17 protein-coding genes and 1 other RNA gene are annotated in these 19,591 nt (G+C 59.1%); 7 read left to right on the plus strand and 11 right to left on the minus strand.

The annotated features are described in order from the left end of the window. Nucleotides 1-88 precede the first annotated feature (88 nt). The 8 genes from HU762_RS18605 to HU762_RS18640 form a co-directional block, all read right to left on the minus strand. Complete coding sequence (locus tag HU762_RS18605) at nt 89-1,345, minus strand: integrase domain-containing protein (RefSeq protein WP_095667573.1); 1,257 nt, start codon at nt 1,343-1,345, stop codon at nt 89-91. A gap of 187 nt (nt 1,346-1,532) precedes the next feature. Then, nucleotides 1,533-1,926, minus strand: a transfer-messenger RNA (tmRNA) gene (ssrA, locus tag HU762_RS18610). A gap of 96 nt (nt 1,927-2,022) precedes the next feature. Further along, nucleotides 2,023-2,310: a hypothetical protein gene (locus HU762_RS18615; RefSeq protein WP_186639497.1), complete on the minus strand. Its 288-nt coding sequence runs from the start codon at nt 2,308-2,310 to the stop codon at nt 2,023-2,025. Nucleotides 2,311-2,405: 95 nt separating this feature from the next. Further along, the gene (locus tag HU762_RS18620) at nt 2,406-5,273 is read right to left on the minus strand and encodes an FAD-binding and (Fe-S)-binding domain-containing protein (protein WP_186639499.1); all 2,868 of its coding nucleotides are present in this window, start codon (nt 5,271-5,273) and stop codon (nt 2,406-2,408) included. Continuing rightward, nucleotides 5,270-5,941 carry a lactate utilization protein gene (locus HU762_RS18625; protein ID WP_186639501.1) on the minus strand — a complete coding sequence of 224 codons (672 nt, stop codon included), beginning with the start codon at nt 5,939-5,941 and terminating at the stop codon, nt 5,270-5,272. The genes HU762_RS18620 and HU762_RS18625 overlap by 4 nt, the downstream gene beginning before the upstream one ends. Further along, entirely contained in the window at nt 5,941-7,395 is a 1,455-nt protein-coding gene (locus HU762_RS18630) for a LutB/LldF family L-lactate oxidation iron-sulfur protein (protein WP_186639503.1), read from the minus strand. Before HU762_RS18630 ends, HU762_RS18625 begins: the two co-directional genes overlap by 1 nt. Next, complete coding sequence (locus HU762_RS18635) at nt 7,392-8,216, minus strand: (Fe-S)-binding protein (RefSeq protein WP_186639505.1); 825 nt, start codon at nt 8,214-8,216, stop codon at nt 7,392-7,394. The genes HU762_RS18630 and HU762_RS18635 overlap by 4 nt, the downstream gene beginning before the upstream one ends. A 150-nt stretch (nt 8,217-8,366) precedes the next feature. Continuing rightward, a complete protein-coding gene (locus HU762_RS18640) occupies nt 8,367-10,061 on the minus strand; it encodes a lactate permease LctP family transporter (protein WP_186639506.1) in 1,695 nt (564 codons plus the stop codon). Between the two features lie 262 nt (nt 10,062-10,323). Here HU762_RS18640 and HU762_RS18645 point away from each other — a divergent pair, with 262 nt between their 5' ends. Beyond that, nucleotides 10,324-11,091, plus strand: coding sequence for an FCD domain-containing protein (locus HU762_RS18645; RefSeq protein ID WP_186639508.1), 768 nt, complete (start codon nt 10,324-10,326; stop codon nt 11,089-11,091). A 51-nt stretch (nt 11,092-11,142) separates the two neighbouring features. On the opposite strand, the gene smpB is transcribed toward HU762_RS18645, so the two are convergent. Continuing rightward, on the minus strand, nt 11,143-11,625 hold the full coding sequence (gene smpB / locus HU762_RS18650; RefSeq protein WP_186639510.1) for an SsrA-binding protein SmpB: 483 nt from the start codon (nt 11,623-11,625) through the stop codon (nt 11,143-11,145). Between the two features lie 118 nt (nt 11,626-11,743). Here smpB and HU762_RS18655 point away from each other — a divergent pair, with 118 nt between their 5' ends. Genes HU762_RS18655 through HU762_RS18665 form a run of 3 tightly spaced genes read left to right on the plus strand, consistent with a single transcriptional unit; the run spans nt 11,744 to nt 13,897 of the window. Next, on the plus strand, nt 11,744-13,147 hold the full coding sequence (locus HU762_RS18655) for a sodium-dependent transporter (RefSeq protein ID WP_186639512.1): 1,404 nt from the start codon (nt 11,744-11,746) through the stop codon (nt 13,145-13,147). Between the two features lie 7 nt (nt 13,148-13,154). Further along, complete coding sequence (locus HU762_RS18660; RefSeq protein WP_186612183.1) at nt 13,155-13,598, plus strand: type II toxin-antitoxin system RatA family toxin; 444 nt, start codon at nt 13,155-13,157, stop codon at nt 13,596-13,598. Next, nucleotides 13,595-13,897 (plus strand): RnfH family protein, encoded by a 303-nt coding sequence (locus HU762_RS18665; protein WP_186639514.1) that lies wholly within the window; start codon nt 13,595-13,597, stop codon nt 13,895-13,897. Before HU762_RS18660 ends, HU762_RS18665 begins: the two co-directional genes overlap by 4 nt. A gap of 60 nt (nt 13,898-13,957) precedes the next feature. Here the strand turns inward: HU762_RS18665 and HU762_RS18670 are convergent, their stop codons facing one another. Further along, complete coding sequence (locus tag HU762_RS18670) at nt 13,958-14,485, minus strand: outer membrane protein assembly factor BamE (protein ID WP_186639516.1); 528 nt, start codon at nt 14,483-14,485, stop codon at nt 13,958-13,960. Between the two features lie 97 nt (nt 14,486-14,582). Here HU762_RS18670 and fur point away from each other — a divergent pair, with 97 nt between their 5' ends. Continuing rightward, nucleotides 14,583-14,987 (plus strand): ferric iron uptake transcriptional regulator, encoded by a 405-nt coding sequence (gene fur, locus HU762_RS18675; protein WP_186612180.1) that lies wholly within the window; start codon nt 14,583-14,585, stop codon nt 14,985-14,987. Between the two features lie 75 nt (nt 14,988-15,062). On the opposite strand, the gene recN is transcribed toward fur, so the two are convergent. Continuing rightward, nucleotides 15,063-16,736 (minus strand): DNA repair protein RecN, encoded by a 1,674-nt coding sequence (gene recN, locus HU762_RS18680; protein WP_186639518.1) that lies wholly within the window; start codon nt 16,734-16,736, stop codon nt 15,063-15,065. Between the two features lie 240 nt (nt 16,737-16,976). Between recN and grpE the strand changes: the two genes are divergently transcribed. Further along, the gene (gene grpE, locus HU762_RS18685) at nt 16,977-17,543 is read left to right on the plus strand and encodes a nucleotide exchange factor GrpE (protein WP_039592327.1); all 567 of its coding nucleotides are present in this window, start codon (nt 16,977-16,979) and stop codon (nt 17,541-17,543) included. Between the two features lie 101 nt (nt 17,544-17,644). Further along, nucleotides 17,645-19,561 carry a molecular chaperone DnaK gene (dnaK, locus tag HU762_RS18690; protein WP_186639520.1) on the plus strand — a complete coding sequence of 639 codons (1,917 nt, stop codon included), beginning with the start codon at nt 17,645-17,647 and terminating at the stop codon, nt 19,559-19,561. Nucleotides 19,562-19,591: the final 30 nt, after the last annotated feature.

The following is a 19,591-nucleotide window of genomic DNA, read 5'->3' on the forward strand; positions in this document are numbered from 1 at the left end:
GCTTGGCCGAAGAAGCGCAGGCATGCGGCTGATTTAGCGACAGTCGCCACTTCAGTCGCCCTGCTGCACGGCACGAATTGTCGCCTGCTCAGCGTATCGGCACGACGTTACGATCCCTGGTTTGATTGATGGCGGATGCCGACAGGCTGCCGGTGGCTGCCTTCTGGATATGTTCACTCCACCAGGCCATCATCGGACGCCGGCGTTCGATGTAATCCGCCCGGTTGTAGGCGCTTCGAACTTCGTCTTTATCGACATGCGCCAGCGCGACTTCGATTAGCTCCGGATCCCACCCATGCTCATTCAGAATTGTGCTGGCCATGGAGCGCATGCCGTGGCTGACTAAGCGGTCCTGAAAGCCCATTCGTTTCAATGCCATGTTGGCTGTCTGGCTATTCGCGTGGGTGCGCGGATTTCTATCTGATGGGAACACATATTCCCTGTGGCCGCTATGGGGCTTAAGCGTCTCCAATAACGAAAGTGCATGTTCGGTCAGCGGAATTGTGTGCGGACGACGCTTTTTCATTCGCTCCGGAGGGATGGTCCAGATGCGTTTTTCGAAGTCGATGTCTGCCCATCGGGTAGTCGCCGCTTCGGCAGGGCGGGTCATAGTGTGTAGCTGCCATTCGATCAGGCAGCGGGTCGTCCGCTTGATGCTGGCGTTCGCGATTTCCATCATGAGCTCCGGAAGCTCATCTGGTGGTAGCGCTGCCATGTTCTCTTTCTTAGGTTTCTTGAACACCGCTCGAATGCCGCTGAGAGGGTTGGCAAAGATCATTCCGGAATTGACCCCGTAGGTCATGATCTCGTTAAGGCGCTGGCTCACTCGCTTAACTGTCTCGAGGCTGCCTTTGGCCTCAATCGGGCGAAGGAGCTTGATGACCATTGGGGCGCTGACTTCGGAGAGAGGCGTTGATTTCATGCTCGGAAAAACATGCAGTGTTAGGGAGCGCCAAATGTCTTCGGCATACGCCGGCGTGACGGAATCCTTCTTCAGCTCGAACCAGGCGGTGGCCACGTTCTCGAAGGTGTGTTCCGTTTCCGCTCGTTTGGCTTCCTGTAGCTCATTGCGCTGAGCTTTTGGGTCGATGCCCTGTGCAAGCAGCTCTCTGGCCTCAACAGTTTTCTTCCTGGCTTGCGCAAGAGAAACCTCGGGATAAGAGCCGAGTGCCATGTTGATTCGATTCTTGGTGATGGGATGCCGGTAGTTGAAATTCCACTGCATCGAGCGATTGACCCTGACTCGCAGTTGGAGCCCGTCGCCATCCGTGAGGACGTAATCCTTGTCTTTCGGTTTGACCGCCTTGAGCTGGCGGTCGGAGAGGCGGGTGGTTTGAGCGCACATGAGAAGTACTCCATGACACCTTTTGGTATTCCCAAGATTAGCGCCGGGTAGCCGGGAATACCATTGGGAATACCAAACTGCCTGGAACTCAAAAAGCCTGGAAAGCCTCCCGTGGCCCTGAAACCCCCGTATTTACTGGATTTCAGGCACAAAAAAAGACGTCCGTGGACGTCTTTAGATGATGAAGTGGTGGAGCCGGGGGGATTTGAACCCCCGTCCGCCAGTACTCCGCTGTCGGTACTACATGCTTAGCCGTGTCTATTAAGTTAACCCTCAGCGACCCGACTGGCAGGGTGCTTTGGGCGAGTTGTGTAAGTTTTAGCCGCTTCGTCCACAACGTACTGCACGGCGATTCCGTTCTATATGACAATCACTTTGGGTTTACGGACATCCCCTGGTGATTGCTGGACCCGAAGGTACCAGAAGGGAAGGGCTAAGGCTGCTTACGCAGCGAGAGCGTATTCCCCGTAGGTTTCGTCATTGGCAACTATAGGAAGTTGCAACAGTGGATTTACGAGTTCTGTTACCAACTCGGCATGCACCTAAAGTTTCGCAACCGGCGTCGAATCCTAAACGGCCCCGAGCCTGTCGCTCCATGAATCTTGAGGAGCGGCAGGCATGCGCAGTGTACGCTAATCCGTGTCTGAGGCCAACCCGAAGGTTGGCCTCAGGCAATGCTACTGATCACCTTCCGCGTTGTTCTGCAGCTTCTGGATGGCCTGGTTGGTCAGCGAGATGCAATTTTCAGTGCCTTCTTTGGTGCCTTTGGCGTGCTCAGCCTTGGCTTGTCCGACAGTGGCGTCGATGTCGGTCTTCAGACCTTCGCTCATTTGCTCGGTGCTGACTTTGGCGTCGCTGATCTTTTGCAGGTTGATTTTGCAAAGGTCATCTTGGCTTCCTGCAAACACCGGAGAGGCCAACATCGCAGCGGAAATGAACAAGCCAGCAAGTGCGGTGCGCTTCATGTGTATCTCCTTGAACGTAGGGTCTCGGTGCCGCTGGACAGTCGCGGCCGGGCCGAGTCGGTGGTGGCCCAGCGCCGCCGGGCCTATTCAAGTGACTACAGCGAAGCGCAGGAATTCGATTTTTCTTCGAGTCCCGTCGCAAGGCTCTCACCGTCGGTGGTTTTGGCCCGGGTCACCCGGTCGACCAGATACACCAGTCCGTGGTAGTCAATCGCGCCGTGTTGCGTAAGACCTATCTCACAGGTCCGGCTGGTGGAAATCCCTTCGCTGCAATGCTGTACCGCGTCCTTCAGCGTGCGTAACGAATGGGCGTTGAGTTCCGGTGTGGTGAAGCCTTTGCCCCCGGCAAAACCGCAGCAATGGATACCTTCCGGAACGACCACGTTTTTACTGCACTTGCGCGCCAGATCGATCAACGCCTGGCTTTCGCCAAGGTGCTGCGTGCTGCAGGTGACGTGCACCGCGATGGAAGCTTCCTGCGGTGTGAACTCGAGGCGATCCATGAGGTGGGTGCGGATGAAGCGCACCGGGTCGTAAAGGTCCAGGCGTACCTCCGCGAGGTCCTGGACCAGCCGCAGTGTGCAAGGGCTGGTGTCGCAGTAGATCGGGTCGAGCCCGCCGCGACTGGCATGCAACAGCGCGCCGATCAGTTCCTGGCGCTTGTGTTCGGCCTGTTCGGCGTAGCCTTTGGACGCAAAGGGCTGGCCGCAGCAAAGGCTGTCTACGTTGTCCGGGAAAACCACTTGGTAGCCGGCCTTTTCCAGCAGGCCTCGGGTCTTGTCGTGCAGCGACATCTGCTCCTTGTCTGCCGCCGCGGGGCCCATGACCCGTGACACGCAGGCCGCCAGATAAACCACCCTGGGGCGCGCATCCGTCACGGCGGGACTGAACCTTATAGCCTTTTCCGGCTGTGGCATGGCGCTGGTCCACTGCGGCACTTGTCCTTTGGACAGCTGCGTCAGTCCAGCGGACAAACGAGCCAGGCGCGGTGCTCCCAGCATCATTCGCGCACCGTTGGCGACGTGCAGGGTAAAGCGCGCCCCTTGCAATGCCGTGGCGAAATTGCTGGCAAGCCAATCGGCGGTTTTCGTACGCGTCGCAGTACGGCTGCGGAGTTTTTTCACCAGTTCACCGGTGTTGATTCCGACAGGGCAGCGTTGGGCGCAAAGGCCCGTGGCGGCGCAGGTGTCGATGCCCTGGTATTGAAAGGCCGTTTCCAGCTCGGAGGTATCGACGCCTGCGCGCTTTTTCGCCTGGATGTCCCGCCAGATCACGATGCGCTGACGCGGGCTCAAGGTCAGGTCCTTGGAAGGACACACCGGCTCGCAGAAGCCGCACTCGATGCACTTATCCACAATCTCATCGGCGGCCGGCAGCGGTTTGAGATGCTTGAGGTGGATTTGCGGATCCTCGCTGAGCACCACGTCCGGGTTGAGGATGCCGTTGGGGTCGAGCAGGCGCTTGAGTTGCCACATCAACTGGTAGGCATCGCTGCCCCATTCCAGCTCGACGAACGGCGCCATGTTGCGGCCAGTGCCGTGTTCAGCTTTCAGCGAGCCGCCGAATTCCACGGCCACCAGTTGCGCCACGTCGTCCATGAACGCTTGGTAGCGTGCGACTTCTTCGGTGCTGTTGAAACCTTGGGTGAAGACGAAGTGCAAATTGCCTTCCAGTGCGTGTCCGAACAGGATCGCTTCGTCGTAGTGGTGTTTTTCGAACAACGCAATCAGGCGATTCACGCCGACTGCCAGTTGCTCCACAGGGAAGGTGACGTCTTCGATGATCACCGTGGTTCCGGTCTTGCGCACCGCGCCGACGGCGGGAAAGGTGTCTTTGCGAATGGCCCAGAGCCGGGCGTTTTCCCGTGGGTCTTCGGTAAAGTCGACCTGCTTTTCCACCGGGAAGCAGGCCAGGGAGGTCATGATCCGGGTCAGTTGCTCTTGCAGTAACGATGACGAAGCGGCGCGAGATTCAATCAGCAGGGCGCAGGCATTGGTCGACAGGTGCTGTACGAAATCCGGCATGCCCGGTTTGTCCTGCACTGAGCGCAAGCTGCGGCGGTCCAGCAGTTCCACGGCCGAGACAGGCTGGCTTTTCAGCACGGTGACGGCGTTGCAGCAAGTTTCCACATCCGGGAATACGATCAACGCCGAAGCTTTGTTCGGATGGTCTATGACGGTGTTGTAGGTCACGGCGCTGATGAAACCGAGGGTGCCTTCGGACCCCACCAGCAAGTGGGCCAAGATATCCACAGGCTCGTCGAAGTCCACCAGGGCGTTGAGCGACAGGCCGGTGGTATTTTTCAGACGGTATTTGTGGCGGATTCGGGCGGCCAAGTCGGTGTTGGCGCGGGTTTCGCGACCCAGAGTCCCCAGGCGTTCCAATAGTTCGCTATGGCTCGCCCGAAATGCCGCCACGCTGGCAGGGTCTTCGGTGTCCAGGCGCGTGCCATCGGCGAGTACCAGGCGAATGCCGGCCAGGGTGTGATAAGTGTTTTGCGCCGTACCGCAGCACATGCCGCTGGCGTTGTTGGCAACAATGCCGCCGATTTTGCAGGCATTGATCGACGCCGGATCCGGGCCGATCTTGCGCCCGAACGGGGCCAGCCAGGCGTTGGCCTGGGCGCCGATCACGCCGGGCTGCAGGCGGATCTGCATGCCTTGCCCGCGGATCTCGCGTCCGTTCCAGTTATCCCCAAGCACAATCAGCACCGAGTCGCTGATGGCTTGCCCGGACAGGCTGGTACCGGCCGCGCGGAATGTCACCGGAACTCGGTCGCGCTGGGCCAGTTGCAGCAGTGCGACTACTTCATCTTCGGTTTCGACGCGCACCACCAGTTTCGGAATCAGCCGATAGAAACTGGCGTCGGTGCCGAAGGCCAGCGTTGACAGCGGATCGTCAAAGCGTCTGTTTTGCGGGATCAGTTGTTGTACGTCGCGCAGAAAAGGGGCCGGAAGCGTCATTGGTCCTCCAAAATCAACACGACCAGATCCTTCGGTCCGTGGGCGCCGTAGGCCAGGACCTGTTCGATGTCGGCGGTCTTCGATGGACCCGAAACCAGCAGGGCGTTGGTGGGCATGCCTTGGGCCCATTTGAATTCCTGTTGCACTTCATAGAAGTTGTCGCGGATCTCGCTGGCCTTGAGCAGGGCAAAATGTACCGGCGGTACCAGGCTCATCAGGCGTGGCTCTTCCCGCGTCGGCCAAAGAATCAGGCTGCCGGTCGCGGCGATGGCGCCGAGGGTCCCGGTCAGGCTCGCGGGCGTGTCGTTGAACAGCTCGGCTTTCCATTCTTCAACCGGCCGCTCGTAGGCCTTGAGGGTCGGCAAGCCCGGATTGTTCGCCCAGAACTGTACGATCTTTTGCCCGTGAGGCGTTGTCGGGGCGATGAGCAGGCTCGGCAGTTGGCGGTCGCGCAGCAATTGCGCGAGCAACGCGGGCCAGCCTTCGCCGGACGTCAGATGGATTTCGGTGTGGACCGCTTCCATCAGCTTGCGCAGCTGCGGGATGCGTTCTTCGGGCGCGTAGCGGTAGGTCTGCGTCACCAGTTCGACGTCGAAGTTGTCGGCAACGGGCGTGGTGCCAGTCAGGCTTTTACGCAGTTTGGTGAGGATATTTTCCTTGGCGCTCATCAGCGGTCTCCCTGCGAGTTCAGGTGGTCGCGGGCCAGGTCATGCAGCGATCGGGCGGCGGGTTTCGGGGCGCTGTGGTTTTGTGTCCAGGGGCCGACGTTTTGGGGCGTCAGGGCGCGAAGGCGTGTGGCGAAGAAGGCGAATAACCGGTACAGCCGCGGCGAGCTGTTGAGCCGCGCCCAGGCATCCCAGATGAAGCGTTCCTTGGCCGAGTATTTGCTGCCCTGGCCGCGCATCACCGGGTTGGGGCTGTCTGGTGCCTTGACGTTTTCTTCGCGCAGTCGTCGCAGCAGGGCCGGGATCGGGATCTTCACCGGGCACACCTCACCGCAAGCACCGCACAGCGACGACGCACTGGGGTGATCGGGCACCTTGGCCAGGCCGACCATGTGCGGCGTAATGATTTTTCCTATAGGCCCCGGATAAACCTCGCCGTAGGCATGACCGCCGATTCGGGTATAGACCGGGCAATGATTCATGCAGGCGCCGCAGCGGATGCAATTGAGGGTCTGGCGCAGTTCGCTGTCGGCAAACGCCTGACTGCGGCCATTGTCCAGCAGGACCAGATGAACTTCTTGCGGGCCGTCCAGTTCATCGACCTTGCGCGGCCCGGAGATCATGTTGACGTAAGTGGTGATCGGCTGGCCCAGGGCCGAGCGGGTCAGCAGCGACAGCAGCGGCACGACGTCCCGAAGGTTTTCCACGACTTTTTCGATGCCCGTCACGGCAATGTGCACCGGGGGCACGGTGGTGGACATCCGTCCGTTGCCTTCGTTTTCCACCAGCAGCAGCGTGCCGGTTTCGGCAACCGCGAAGTTGACGCCGGAAACGCCAATGTCGGCTTCGAAGAATTTCTGCCGCAAGACTTTGCGACCGATTTGAATGAGTTGGTCAACGTCCTTGGTGTACTCCACGCCAAGTTTGTCATGGAACAAGGACGCGACCTGACCGGCATTCTTATGGATCGCCGGCATAATGATGTGTGAAGGCTTCTCGTGGTCGAGCTGGACGATGTACTCCCCCATGTCGGATTCGAGACATTCAATGTCCCGAGCCTCGAGGAAATGGTTCATCTCCATCTCTTCGCTGACCATCGATTTGCCCTTGATCACTTGCCGCGCCTCGTGAGCGCGGATGATCGAGAGGACGATGCCATTGGCTTCGTCCACCGTCTCCGCCCAGTGCATTGTCACACCGTTGCGGGTCAGGTTGGTTTCAAGTTGCTCGAGCAGGTCGGGCAGCTTGGAAAGCGCGCGGGCGCGGACAGCATTGCCCAGCACCCGCAGATGTTCTCTTTCGTGGGCATCGCTGAAAGACGCTGCCCGCTTGGTCATCAGTGAATCCATCGCAGTGCGAAAGTTGTTTCGCAGTTGCGTGTCGTCCAAAGCCTTGTGGGCTCGGGCGCGAAAATCGTCCTGCACCTCAACGGTCGGAATCAGCGTCGGCGTGCTCATGCGGCACCTCCGGTTCGCTGCCAGAGGAAGCTTGCCAGATGCTGGCCGCGTAACACCTCCTGCTGCTTTTCCAAGGCGCCGTTGATGTTCATCAGGCAACCGCAGTCGGCGCTGACCACCTGATGCGCGCCGGATTCCTTCAACGCCCGAGTCTTGTCGGCCACCATCGCGCCGGAAATATCCGGCATGCGCACGCTGAAGGTCCCACCAAAACCACAGCATTCACTTTCATGGCTGTGATCGACTCGTTCCACATTGCGCAGCTGTGCCAATAACGCACGACCATGCAGGTGGGTGTTCATTTCACGTCGTGCCGAGCAGGACGTATGCAGCGCAACCTTCGTCGGCGTGCCACTGTCGTTCAACTGCACCTTGCAGACGAACAGCAGGAACTCGGCCAGCTCATAGGTCCTGGCCGCCAGGGCCTGGACCTGCTCGAGCGTTTCGGGCTCGTCCTTGAACAGGTCCGCGTAGTGTTCGCGCAGCATGCCGGCGCAGGAGCCAGACGGCACGACCACCGGATAGTCCCCGGCAAACAACGCCAGTTGCGCTCGCGCCACTGCCCGCGCCTGTTCCGTGTAGCCCGACGTATAGGCAGGTTGCCCGCAACAGGTCTGGCCCTGCGGGTATTCAACCTCGATGCCTTCGCGTTCGAGCAGATGAATCGCATCCATCCCGGCTTCGGGATAGAACAGATCCACCACGCAGGTTCCGAACAGATAGACCCGCTGGGGTTTCTCGCTGGGATACTGGCGGGGCTCAGGCAATGGCGGTGCGACACGGGTCGCGTTCGGCACGGCGTTGTAAAAAAGCTCGCTCATCAGGCGTGTCTCCGGGTGGTCCCGGTTATCCGTCCGCTGAGGCTGCTGAATATAGAGAGGAAATCTTTCAGCAGCCTTGCAGACCCGGTTGTGAATAGCGGACGCCGAATCACGGTTCGGCGTCGGTTTTTTCGATGTTGCTTATAGGACTTAGTGAACCAGCATGCCGGTAAACCAGTAGGCCTGGGCCAACGTGATCAAGCCGACGATCGTTGCAAAGAATAGGCTGTGTTTCAGGGTGAAACGGAACAGATCCGACTCCTTGCCCACCAGCCCGGTTGCCGCGCAGGCTACGGCGATCGATTGTGGCGAAATCATCTTGCCGGTCACGCCGCCGCTGGTGTTGGCCGCTACCAGCAAAGTGTCGCTGACACCGATCTGGTGTGCGGTGGTCGCTTGCAGCGAGCCGAACAGCGCGTTGGACGAGGTATCGGAACCGGTGAGGAATACGCCGAGCCAACCGAGGAATGGCGAGAAGAATGGAAACGCCGCGCCAGTCCCGGCCAATACCAAGGCCATGGTCGATGACATGCCCGAGAAGTTGGTGACGAAGGCAAACGCCAACACCATGCCGATGGAAAGGATAGGCCAGCGCAGTTCGTAGAAGGTCTCTTTTAAAGTGGTAAGACCAATTTTTAAGTTGATCCTCAGTACCAGCATCGAGATCAATGCCGAGAAGAAAATTGCCGTGCCGGTGGCCGAAATCGGATCAAGCTTGAACACCGCCGGGATCGCGGTCGGGTTGACGACGATGGGCGCGACTTTGATCACCATCTGGTCCAGGTGTGGAATGGCGAAGTTGAATACCCAGCCGTACATCGAGCCACCCGCGGCGAACATTGCCTTGAACGGCTTCAAGGTCCAGATCGTCACCAGCACGGTGAGGATCAGGAACGGTGACCAGGCCTTGATGATTTCCCCCAGGCTGTAGGGCGAAACCACGGTGCTGCGGGGCTGGCCGAAACCGCCGACGCTGGCGGTGATGGCTGCGCTGGAGGTGGCGCCAGCAATCTGCGCGCCCGCGGTGCGCTTGGGTTGCCAGACTTTCAAGAACAACGTCAGGGAAATCAGGCTGGCCAGGGCCGAGGTGATGTCCGGCAATTCCGGGCCGATGAAATTCGACGTGAAGTACTGGGTGATGGCGAAACTCAGGCCCGCCACCAAAGCGGCCGGCCAGGTTTCCCGCACGCCGCGCAGGCCATCCATCATGAACACCAGCCAGAACGGTACAAACAACGACAGCAAGGGCAATTGGCGCCCGGTCATGGCGCCGATCTTGAACGCGTCGATCCCGGTTACCTGGCCCGCCACGATAATCGGGATGCCCAGCGCGCCGAAGGCCACCGGAGCGGTGTTGGCGATCAGGCACAGGCCGGCGGCGTAGAGAGGGTTGAAACCCAGGCCCACTAGCAGCGCGGCGGTAATCGCGACCGGGGCACCAAAACCGGCGGCTCCTTCCAGGAATGCGCCGAAGCAGAAGCCGATCAGCAGCACTTGCAGGCGCTGGTCGTCGGTAATCGACAGCACCGAGCTGCGGATGATTTCGAACTGGCCGCTCTTGACCGTCAGTTTGTAGAGAAACACCGCGGCGACGATGATCCAGGCGATAGGCCAGAGACCGTAGGCAAAGCCATAGCCGGCGGCGGCGAACGCCATGTCGGCTGGCATTTGGAAGGCGAAAATGGCGACGACAATCGCCAGCGCCAGGGTGATGCTGCCGGCCACATGCCCCTTGAGGCGAAACACCGCCAGGGCGAGGAAGAAAAACACGATGGGAATGACGGCCGCGAGTGCGGACAAGCCTAGGCTGCCGAGCGGGCTGTAAAGCTGTTGCCAGGTTTGCATGTTGGGTGAGCCCCTAATTGTTGTTGGTCAGGCACTGGTAAGCGTTCTGGATAATTGGTAATACCAATTTACAAGCGCTGTCGGCTAGGGTAAAAGCCTTGGTTGTCGTGTGTCAATTTGCCGCCCTGAAACTTTCGTCGAATAAGCGGTACAGACGGCATCTGATCTGCTGGCGTTAATGGTTATTGGTGGGTGTGGACGGAGCCCGGATGGGCCAGAATAGAGGGCCCGGCGAGCCGTCGGGTTCGTGGAGAGTCGAGTTATGGGGTTTGATCAAATTCGTCAGCGCCGTTTGTCTGACGATATTGTCGAGCGGCTTGAAGGCATGATCCTGGAGGGCACGTTGAAGTCCGGCGAGCGGCTGCCGGCCGAGCGGACCTTGGCCGAACAGTTCGGTGTATCACGCCCTTCTTTGCGCGAGGCGATCCAGAAACTGGCGGCGAAAGGGCTGCTGGTCAGTCGTCAGGGCGGGGGAAACTATGTCGTGGATTCCCTGGGCTCGACATTCAGCGATCCGTTGCTGCAATTGCTGGAGAGCAACCCCGAAGCACAACGTGACTTGTTGGAGTTCCGCCACACGCTGGAAGCGTCCTGTGCCTATTACGCGGCGCTGCGGGCCACGGATGTCGATCGCGAGCGGCTGACGGCGGCATTCGACGAGTTGCAGGATTGTTATTCCCGCCACGACGAAGTGAGTCGGGCGGAAGAGGGGGCGGCGGATGCCCGGTTCCATCTGGCAATCGCCGAGGCCAGTCATAACGCGGTCTTGCTGCACACCATTCGCGGCCTGTTCGACCTGCTCAAGCGCAACGTCGTCACCAACATCGGCGGCATGTACAAGCAGCGCAGCGAGACCCGCGACATGCTGATCAGTCAGCATCGGGAGCTGTATCAAGCAATCATGGGTGGGCAAGCCGAGCTGGCGCGAGAGGTGTCCAGTCGACATATCCTGTATGTGCAGGAAGTGCTGGAAGAGGTTCGTCAGGAAGTACAGCGCGTGGCGCGAGCAGAACGACGTAAAGGAATGTAGACGTGCAGCGGATCCCGTGGGAGCGAGCCTGCTCCCACAGATAATCCCAGGCTAATCTTCCTTGCCCTTGTTGCGCACCGCGCGCTGCAGTTCGCGACCGGCATCGCGTTCGCGTTCGGTATCGCGTTTGTCGTATTCCTTCTTGCCCTTGCCCAGCGCAATCTCGCACTTGATCAGGTGCTTGCTCCAGTACAGCGACGTGCAGACGCAGGCGTAGCCTTTCTGCTGCACGGACGAGAAGAGCTTCTCCAGCTCCCGCTTGTTGAGCAGCAGCTTTCGCGAGCGCGTCGGGTCGGCGATGACGTGGGTGCTGGCGGTGGTCAGCGGCGTTATATGACTGCCGAGCAGCCAGGCTTCGCCGTCCTTGAGCAGGACATAACTGTCGACCAGTTGCGCCTTGCCGGCACGCAAGCTCTTTACTTCCCAGCCGGCCAGGACCATGCCAGCCTCGAAACGTTGTTCGATGAAGTAATCGTGTCGCGCCTTTTTGTTTTGCGCGATGGTCCCTGTGGGGTGTTTCTTCTGTTTAGCCATAGGGGCGGCATTATAGGCAGTTGCGTGCGTGTCGGCTACGGTGAAGCTGTGTGCTTGAGCAGGTTGAATGAATCCCGGACAATGCGGCCTCTTTTTTGAACGCTTGGGCGTGATCACGATGTCGACAGACAAGGTTTCTGTCCACGGCAGTTGGGCTAGCCGCTGGGTCTTCATATTCGCCGCGACCGGTTCGGCCGTGGGCCTGGGTAGTATCTGGAAGTTTCCGTACATGGTCGGCGTCTATGGGGGCGGCGCCTTTGTATTGATGTTCCTGGCCTGCATTGCGCTCATTGGCGCGCCGGTCATGCTGGCGGAAACGCTGATCGGTCGTCGCGCCCGGCAAAGCCCGGCCAACGCCTTGAAGGTGCTCGCGCTGGAGGCGGGGCACTCGCCGAAGTGGTCCTGGGGCGCGTTCGCCGGAATGGTCACGGCGTTGTTGATCCTGTCTTTTTATAGCGTGGTCGGTGGCTGGTCTCTGGACTACATCATCGATATGGGGCGAGGGGATTTCCAAGGCGCGACGCCCGACCAGGTCGGCGCGTACTTCGGCAATGTGATTGCCGATCCTTGGCGGCTGACACTCTGGCACACACTGTTCATGGTGCTCTCCGCCGTGGTGATTGCCCGAGGCGTGGTCGCGGGGCTTGAGCGTAGCCTGCGGATCATGATGCCGCTCCTTTTCGTGATGATCCTGGTGCTGCTGGGCTACAGCATGACCACCGGGCATTTCATGGAGGGCGTGCATTTCATGTTCGATTTCAAACCGGAAAAGGTCATGGAGGGTCTGCTGCCGGCCATGGGCCACGCGTTCTTCTCCCTGAGCGTGGGGGTTGGCTCGATCATGATCTACGGTGCCTACATGCCCAAGAGCGCGTCGCTGACCAAGACGGTTGTCGGCGTTGCGTTGCTGGACACCTTTGTGTCGCTGCTGGCTGGGGTGGCATTGTTTCCGATTGTGTTCGCCGCTGGCCTGAACCCCAGCGAGGGGCCCGGGCTGATGTTCGTCAGCTTGCCGTTTGCCTTTGGCAGCATGGCGTTCGGTCAAGTAATGGGCGTGGTGTTTTTTGTCCTGGTGGCGATTGCCGCCTGGAGTTCGGCCATTTCCCTGCTGGAGCCGATGGTGGCCTATCTGGTTGAACGAACCCGTCTTAGTCGCGCCTGGGTCACGTTCTGGCTGGCTTTCACCTGCTGGTTCGTGGGGTTGGGGACCGTATTTTCCTTCAATATTTGGAAGCAGGCCAAGTTTTTCGTGAACGAAGACGGGCTGTTCCATCTCTATCAGTGGGGAGCAACCGGAGGGCTGGATTTCTTCGGCGTGATCGATTTCTTTACATCACGGATCATGCTGCCATTGGGTGGTTTGTGCTTCGTGGTGTTTGCGGGTTGGATCATGGGTCGTGAAGCCGTGCGTGATGAATTGTCACTGCGCAGTCCTGTATTGTTCGCCTTGAGCCTGTTCTTGATGCGCTATGTGGCGCCCATCGGCATCCTCGTAGTGTTTGCCGCCCAGCTGTGGAAGTGACGCTTACATGACGACACATATTCAACGCTCAGCGTTGCTGCCTTACCCGGCGCAGGCGCTGTACGACTTGGTCAATGACGTGGCGAGTTATCCGGAGTTTCTGCCCTGGTGTTCGTCCGCCGAGGTGCTTGAAAGCTCTGAAACCCATATGCGCGCCAGCCTAAACGTTGCCAAGGGCGGACTGAGCCAGCACTTCGTCACGCGCAACACCTTGGTGCCGGGGCAATCCATCGAGATGAACCTTGAAGAGGGGCCGTTCAATCAGCTCCATGGCGTCTGGGTGTTCAAGTCACTGGGTGAAAAGGCCTGCAAGATCAGCTTGGATCTTTCGTTCGATTACGCCGGGCCGCTGGTGCGCGCGACATTGGGGCCGCTGTTCAACCAGGCGGCCAATACCCTGGTCGATGCGTTTTGCCAGCGTGCCAAGCAAAATGCAGAGCTCAAGCGGTGATCGAGATAGAAGTGGTGTGTGCCAGCGCCGAGCGCCAGATCCTCCGTGCGTTTGCTGTGCAGGAGGGTACGAGTGTTCGCGCCGCGCTGGCGGCATCGGGCATTGCAGAAGCGTTTCCAGAGTTGGACCTGGCCACTGTTCCTGTCGGGATCTTTGGCAAAGTGGTTGCGGATCCGGAGCGGCAGGTAGTGCAATCGGCTGATCGACTCGAAATTTATCGGCCTTTGTTGGCTGATCCGAAAGAAATCCGTCGCCTGCGAGCGGCCAAGGCTGCCCAGGCTCGTCAGGCAGATCAATGACCTGGTCTGGATCGCAGGCAATAAAAAACCCGGCAATGCCGGGTTTTTTATTGCCGCAATTTATTGCGGCGAGGTATCCAGAGGTTCTGGTGTCGGGACAGGTACGGTCTCGACGTTGTCCACGTCCTTCTGGATCTGGTCCAGCAACGAACCTGGCTTGGCCGGCTTTTCCGGTTTCGGCTGATCGACATTCTGGGTCGGATCGGTGACTGTGGTGCCACTGTCCTTGCCCATGATGGCCTCATCCCGGCTCACGCCAGGCATGAAATCGCCCGACAGGCTGACGAGCTGGTCGTCAGGGCTGAAGATAACGCTGATGCGTTCTTGTTGCCGCTCACCGCCACCTGGCTGCAAGCTGTACAGGTAATCCCAGCGATCGGCATGGAACGTGTCGGTCAGCAGGGGATTGCCCATGATAAACCGTACTTGCCGGCGGGTCATTCCCGGGCGTAACTGGTCTATCATGTCCTGCGTGACGACATTGCCCTGCTGGATGTCGATTTTGTAAACCCCGGGGAATGAACAACCGGCGAGTGCGAGCAGTCCCACGAAGGTGAAACTGGTTAGCAAGAGCTTGGTGTTTTGCATCGGTGGGCGACTTCCACTATCTTGGCTGGGACAACGTAAACGCCGATCATACCCGCATTAAGAGAAGCTGCGAAGCAGCATCGCGAGAAAGCTGACCATGGTTGAAAATAGCGAACTACGCAAAGCCGGCCTCAAAGTGACCCTGCCAAGGGTCAAGATTCTGCAAATGCTCGATTCCGCCGAGCAACGCCACATGAGTGCCGAAGACGTCTACAAGGCGCTCATGGAAGCTGGCGAGGACGTCGGTCTGGCCACGGTTTACCGTGTCCTGACTCAATTCGAGGCTGCGGGGTTGGTGGCACGTCATAATTTTGATGGCGGTCATGCTGTCTTTGAATTGGCTGACGGGGAGCACCACGACCACATGGTGGACGTGGAAACCCGGGAAGTTATCGAGTTCATCAGTCCTGAAATCGAAAAACTGCAACAAGCGATTGCTGATGAGTATGGTTTCGAGCTGATCGATCACCATCTCGTCCTGCATGTACGCAAGCGCAAATAAGCTCGTCGCGTGGGCGAAAGCCCCCAAAACGAAAGAAGGCGACCCTCGGGTCGCCTTCTTGCTTTGCGGCGTCTTCTAGATTTTCGCCGCCACCACCATTTTTTTAGCGTGCGCCAAGGACTCTTTGGTCAGGTCGATGCCTCCGAGCATCCGTGCCACTTCTTCCACGCGCTCGTTCTTGTTCAGCTTGGACACGGCGGTACGAGTCGCGTCCTCGCCACGCACCTTATGGACAAACAGATGCTGGTGCCCCTGGGCGGCGACTTGAGGCAAGTGGGTCACTGTCAGAACCTGCCCGCGCTCGCCCAGCCTGCGTAGCAACTGGCCGACGATTTCCGCCGTAGGGCCGCCGATGCCCACGTCCACTTCGTCGAATACCAACGTCGGCACCCGCGAGGTTTGCGCCGTAATGACCTGGATCGCCAGGCTGATGCGCGACAGTTCACCCCCGGACGCTACTTTTGCCAGTGCCTTGAGCGGTTGCCCGGGGTTGGCGCTGACCAGCAGCTCCACCTGCTCCAGTCCGTTGGGTTGAAGTTCATCGCCAGCGTTGGGGCGCAGTTCGATGGTAAATCGGCCGCCGGGCATGCCCAGGCGTTGGATTTCCTGTTCTACGGCGCTGGCCAAGCCGGTTGCAGCTTGTCGGCGCAGTTCGCTGAGTTCGTTGGCCTTTTCCTGGTAATGGCGCGCGTAGGAGGCCAATTCGTCCCCGAGGCGTTCGATGGATTCATCGTTGGCGTTAAGGGTTTCCAATTCTTCCAGCAGGCGTTGCTGCAGTTCGACGACATCGGTTGGCTGGATACGATGCTTGCGCGCCAATGTATAGATAGTGTCCAGGCGTTCTTCCAGATATTGAAGCCGCGCCGGGTCGGCATCGAAATGATCAAGGAACCGGTTCAGCTCCCCGACTGCTTCTTCGACCTGGATCTGCGCGCTGGTCAGCAGGTTGCTTGCCTCGCCCAATGCCCCCACCGAATTGCTGACGCTGGAGAGTCGGTTAAGGCTTGCGGTCAGCGCACTCAGCACATTGCCTGAATCGCTTTCACTGCATTGCTCGACCACTTGCCGGCAAATGCCTAGCAACGCTTCCGCGTTGGTCAGGTTCTTGTGCTCCTGCTCCAGCTCCTCCAGCTCGTTTTCACCCAGGGCCAGGTTTTCCAGCTCTTCGAGTTGATAGCTCAACAACTGGTGACGGGCGCGTTGTTCGTCGCCGGAGTTGGAGAGGCGATCCAGTTCCTGCCGGGTCTGGCGCCAGCGTTGGGCTGCCAGATGAACCTGGCGGGCCAGGTCGGTGGCTCCGGCATACTCGTCGAGCAAGCGCCTGTGCGTGTCGGTCTTGAGCAGGGATTGGTGTTCATGCTGGCTGTGGATGTCGATCAGCAATTCACCGAGGGCCTTGAGATCTCCCAGCGGACAGGGCGTGCCGTTGATATAGCCACGGGAGCGACCCTCTGCAGTGATGACCCGCCGCAGGATGCACAGGCCATCGTTGTCCAGGTCGCGTTCGGTCAACCAGGCGCTGGCTTCGGGAATGTCGACCAGGTCAAACGTTGCCAGGATGTCGGCCTTGTCCGCGCCAGGGCGCACTACGCCGCTGTCGGCGCGATCGCCTAGGGTCAGGCCCAAGGCATCGAGCATGATCGATTTGCCGGCGCCGGTTTCACCGGTTATCACGCTCATGCCCCGGTCGAGTTCGAGGTCGAGGTGTTCGACGATGGCATAGTTGTGTACGGACAGGTGCACCAGCATAAGGCCGCTCCCAGGCATTAGGTCTGGTTATTTATACAGTGTTTTGTTTCTGGCTGACAATGCCCTCGCTTAGCTCGATTTGCTTGGATAATCGAAATTCTTAGCGCTGAAGCGAAGGATATGCAGCCGTTTTTTGTAAGGTTAATTCGTCGCGCGACCCTTGAAGCTGGAAAAGCTGGCCCCATATATCCGGGCAGAAGCGCGAGTCGAGCTCGCGGACGAAGTTGAAAGGAGAAATCTATGGCTGACGAACAGACGCAGGACACGCAAAATCTAGACGCCAATCAGGCTCCCCAGGATTCGGGTGAAGACCTGGCGGCACGTGTACAAGTGCTCGAAGAGCAACTGGCCGGTGCGCAGGACCAGGCGTTGCGTGTAGCAGCCGACCTGCAGAATGTCCGCCGCCGCGCCGAGCAAGACGTGGAAAAAGCCCACAAATTCGCCCTGGAGCGTTTCGCCGGCGACCTGCTGCCGATCATCGACAGCCTGGAGCGCGGCCTGGAGCTGTCCAACCCGGACGACGAGAACATTCGTCCGATGCGCGAAGGCATCGAGCTGACCCTGAAAATGTTCCAGGACACCCTCAAGCGGTATCAGCTTGAGGCGATCGATCCACACGGCGAACCCTTCAATGCCGAGCACCATCAGGCCATGGCGATGCAGGAAAGCGCAGACGTCGAGCCGAACAGTGTGCTGAAAGTATTCCAGAAGGGCTACCTGCTCAACGGTCGCCTGTTGCGCCCGGCCATGGTCGTGGTGAGCAAGGCGCCAGCACCGGTTTCGCCTTCTATTGATGAGCAGGCTTGAAATCGGGCGCAGCGGCCCCATTAAGAAGTCAAGCGTTTAAGTGCTACCGCAGTTAGCCACCACTGCTGCGGCAACAAAATCCAAGTTCCGGGAGAGTTAACATGGGCAAGATTATCGGTATCGACCTGGGGACCACCAACTCGTGCGTCTCCGTGCTGGAAAACGGCAAGGCCAAGGTTATTGAGAACGCTGAGGGCGCGCGCACCACGCCGTCCATCATTGCGTACGCCAACGATGGCGAGATCCTGGTTGGCCAGTCCGCCAAGCGCCAGGCTGTGACCAATCCGCATAACACCCTGTACGCGGTGAAGCGTCTGATCGGTCGCAAGTTCGACGAAGAAGTCGTTCAGAAAGACATCAAGATGGTCCCTTACAAAATCGCCAAGGCTGACAATGGCGACGCCTGGGTTGAAGTGAACGGCCAGAAAATGGCGCCGCCACAGATCTCGGCTGAAATCCTCAAGAAAATGAAGAAAACCGCTGAAGATTATCTCGGCGAGGCAGTGACTGAAGCGGTCATTACCGTTCCTGCCTACTTCAACGACAGCCAGCGCCAGGCAACCAAAGACGCCGGTCGCATCGCGGGCCTGGAAGTAAAACGTATCATCAACGAACCGACCGCGGCCGCGCTGGCCTACGGTATGGACAAGGGCAAGGGCGATCACACCGTGATCGTTTACGACCTGGGTGGCGGTACTTTCGACGTCTCCGTGATCGAGATCGCTGAAGTCGACGGCGAGCATCAGTTCGAAGTGCTGGCTACCAACGGTGACACGTTCCTGGGGGGTGAAGACTTCGACATCCGCCTGATCGACTACCTCGTCGATGAATTCAAGAAAGAAAGCGGCATGAACCTCAAGGGCGACCCGCTGGCCATGCAGCGCCTGAAAGAAGCCGCCGAAAAAGCCAAGATCGAACTGTCCTCGAGCCAGTCGACCGACGTGAACCTGCCGTACATCACCGCAGACGCTACCGGTCCTAAGCACTTGAACGTGAAGATCTCCCGCGCCAAGCTCGAAGCGCTGGTGGAAGATCTGGTTCAGCGCACCATCGAACCTTGCCGCATTGCCATGAAGGATGCCGGTATCGACGTTGGCAAGATCAACGACGTCATCCTGGTCGGCGGCCAGACCCGTATGCCGCTGGTCCAGAAGCTGGTTACCGATTTCTTCGGTAAAGAAGCGCGCAAGGACGTGAACCCGGACGAAGCCGTTGCCATGGGTGCTGCCATCCAAGGCGCCGTTCTGGCCGGTGACGTGAAAGACGTTCTGCTGCTCGATGTCAGCCCGCTGACCCTGGGTATCGAAACCATGGGTGGCGTGATGACCGCGCTGATCGAGAAAAACACCACGATTCCTACCAAGAAATCCCAAGTGTTCTCGACGGCCGATGACAACCAGAACGCCGTGACCATCCACGTGCTGCAGGGTGAGCGCAAGCAGGCTACCCAGAACAAGTCCCTGGGCAAGTTCGACCTGGCTGAGATTCCGCCAGCGCCACGCGGTGTGCCTCAGATCGAAGTGACCTTCGACATCGACGCCAACGGCATCCTGCACGTCGGCGCGAAAGACAAGGCTACTGGCAAGACCCAGTCGATCGTGATCAAGGCCAACTCCGGTCTGTCCGAGGAAGAAATTCAGCAAATGGTTCGCGACGCTGAAGTCAACGCCGAGGAAGACCGCAAGTTTGAAGAGCTGGCCAGCGCTCGTAACCAGGGCGACGCCTTGGTTCACTCGACTCGCAAGATGGTTGCCGATGCCGGTGACAAAGTGACCGCTGAGGAGAAGACCGCGATCGAAGCTGCCGTGGTTGCCCTTGAGGCTGCCGTCAAAGGCGACGACAAGGCCGCCATCGAAGCGAAGATCGAAGAGCTGTCGAAAGTCTCCGCGCCAGTGGCTCAGAAGATGTATGCCGAGCAGGCCCAGCCAGCTGAAGGTGCAGCGCAGCAAGGCGAATCGGCCCAGAAAGCCGATGACGTCGTCGACGCCGAGTTCGAAGAAGTGAAAGACAACAAGTAACTGCTTGTTGGTCGGCCGGTTGACTGCGTT

It is taken from the genome of Pseudomonas sp. SWRI92, from assembly GCF_014268685.1.
GTDB classification, from domain to species: domain Bacteria; phylum Pseudomonadota; class Gammaproteobacteria; order Pseudomonadales; family Pseudomonadaceae; genus Aquipseudomonas; species Aquipseudomonas marvdashtae.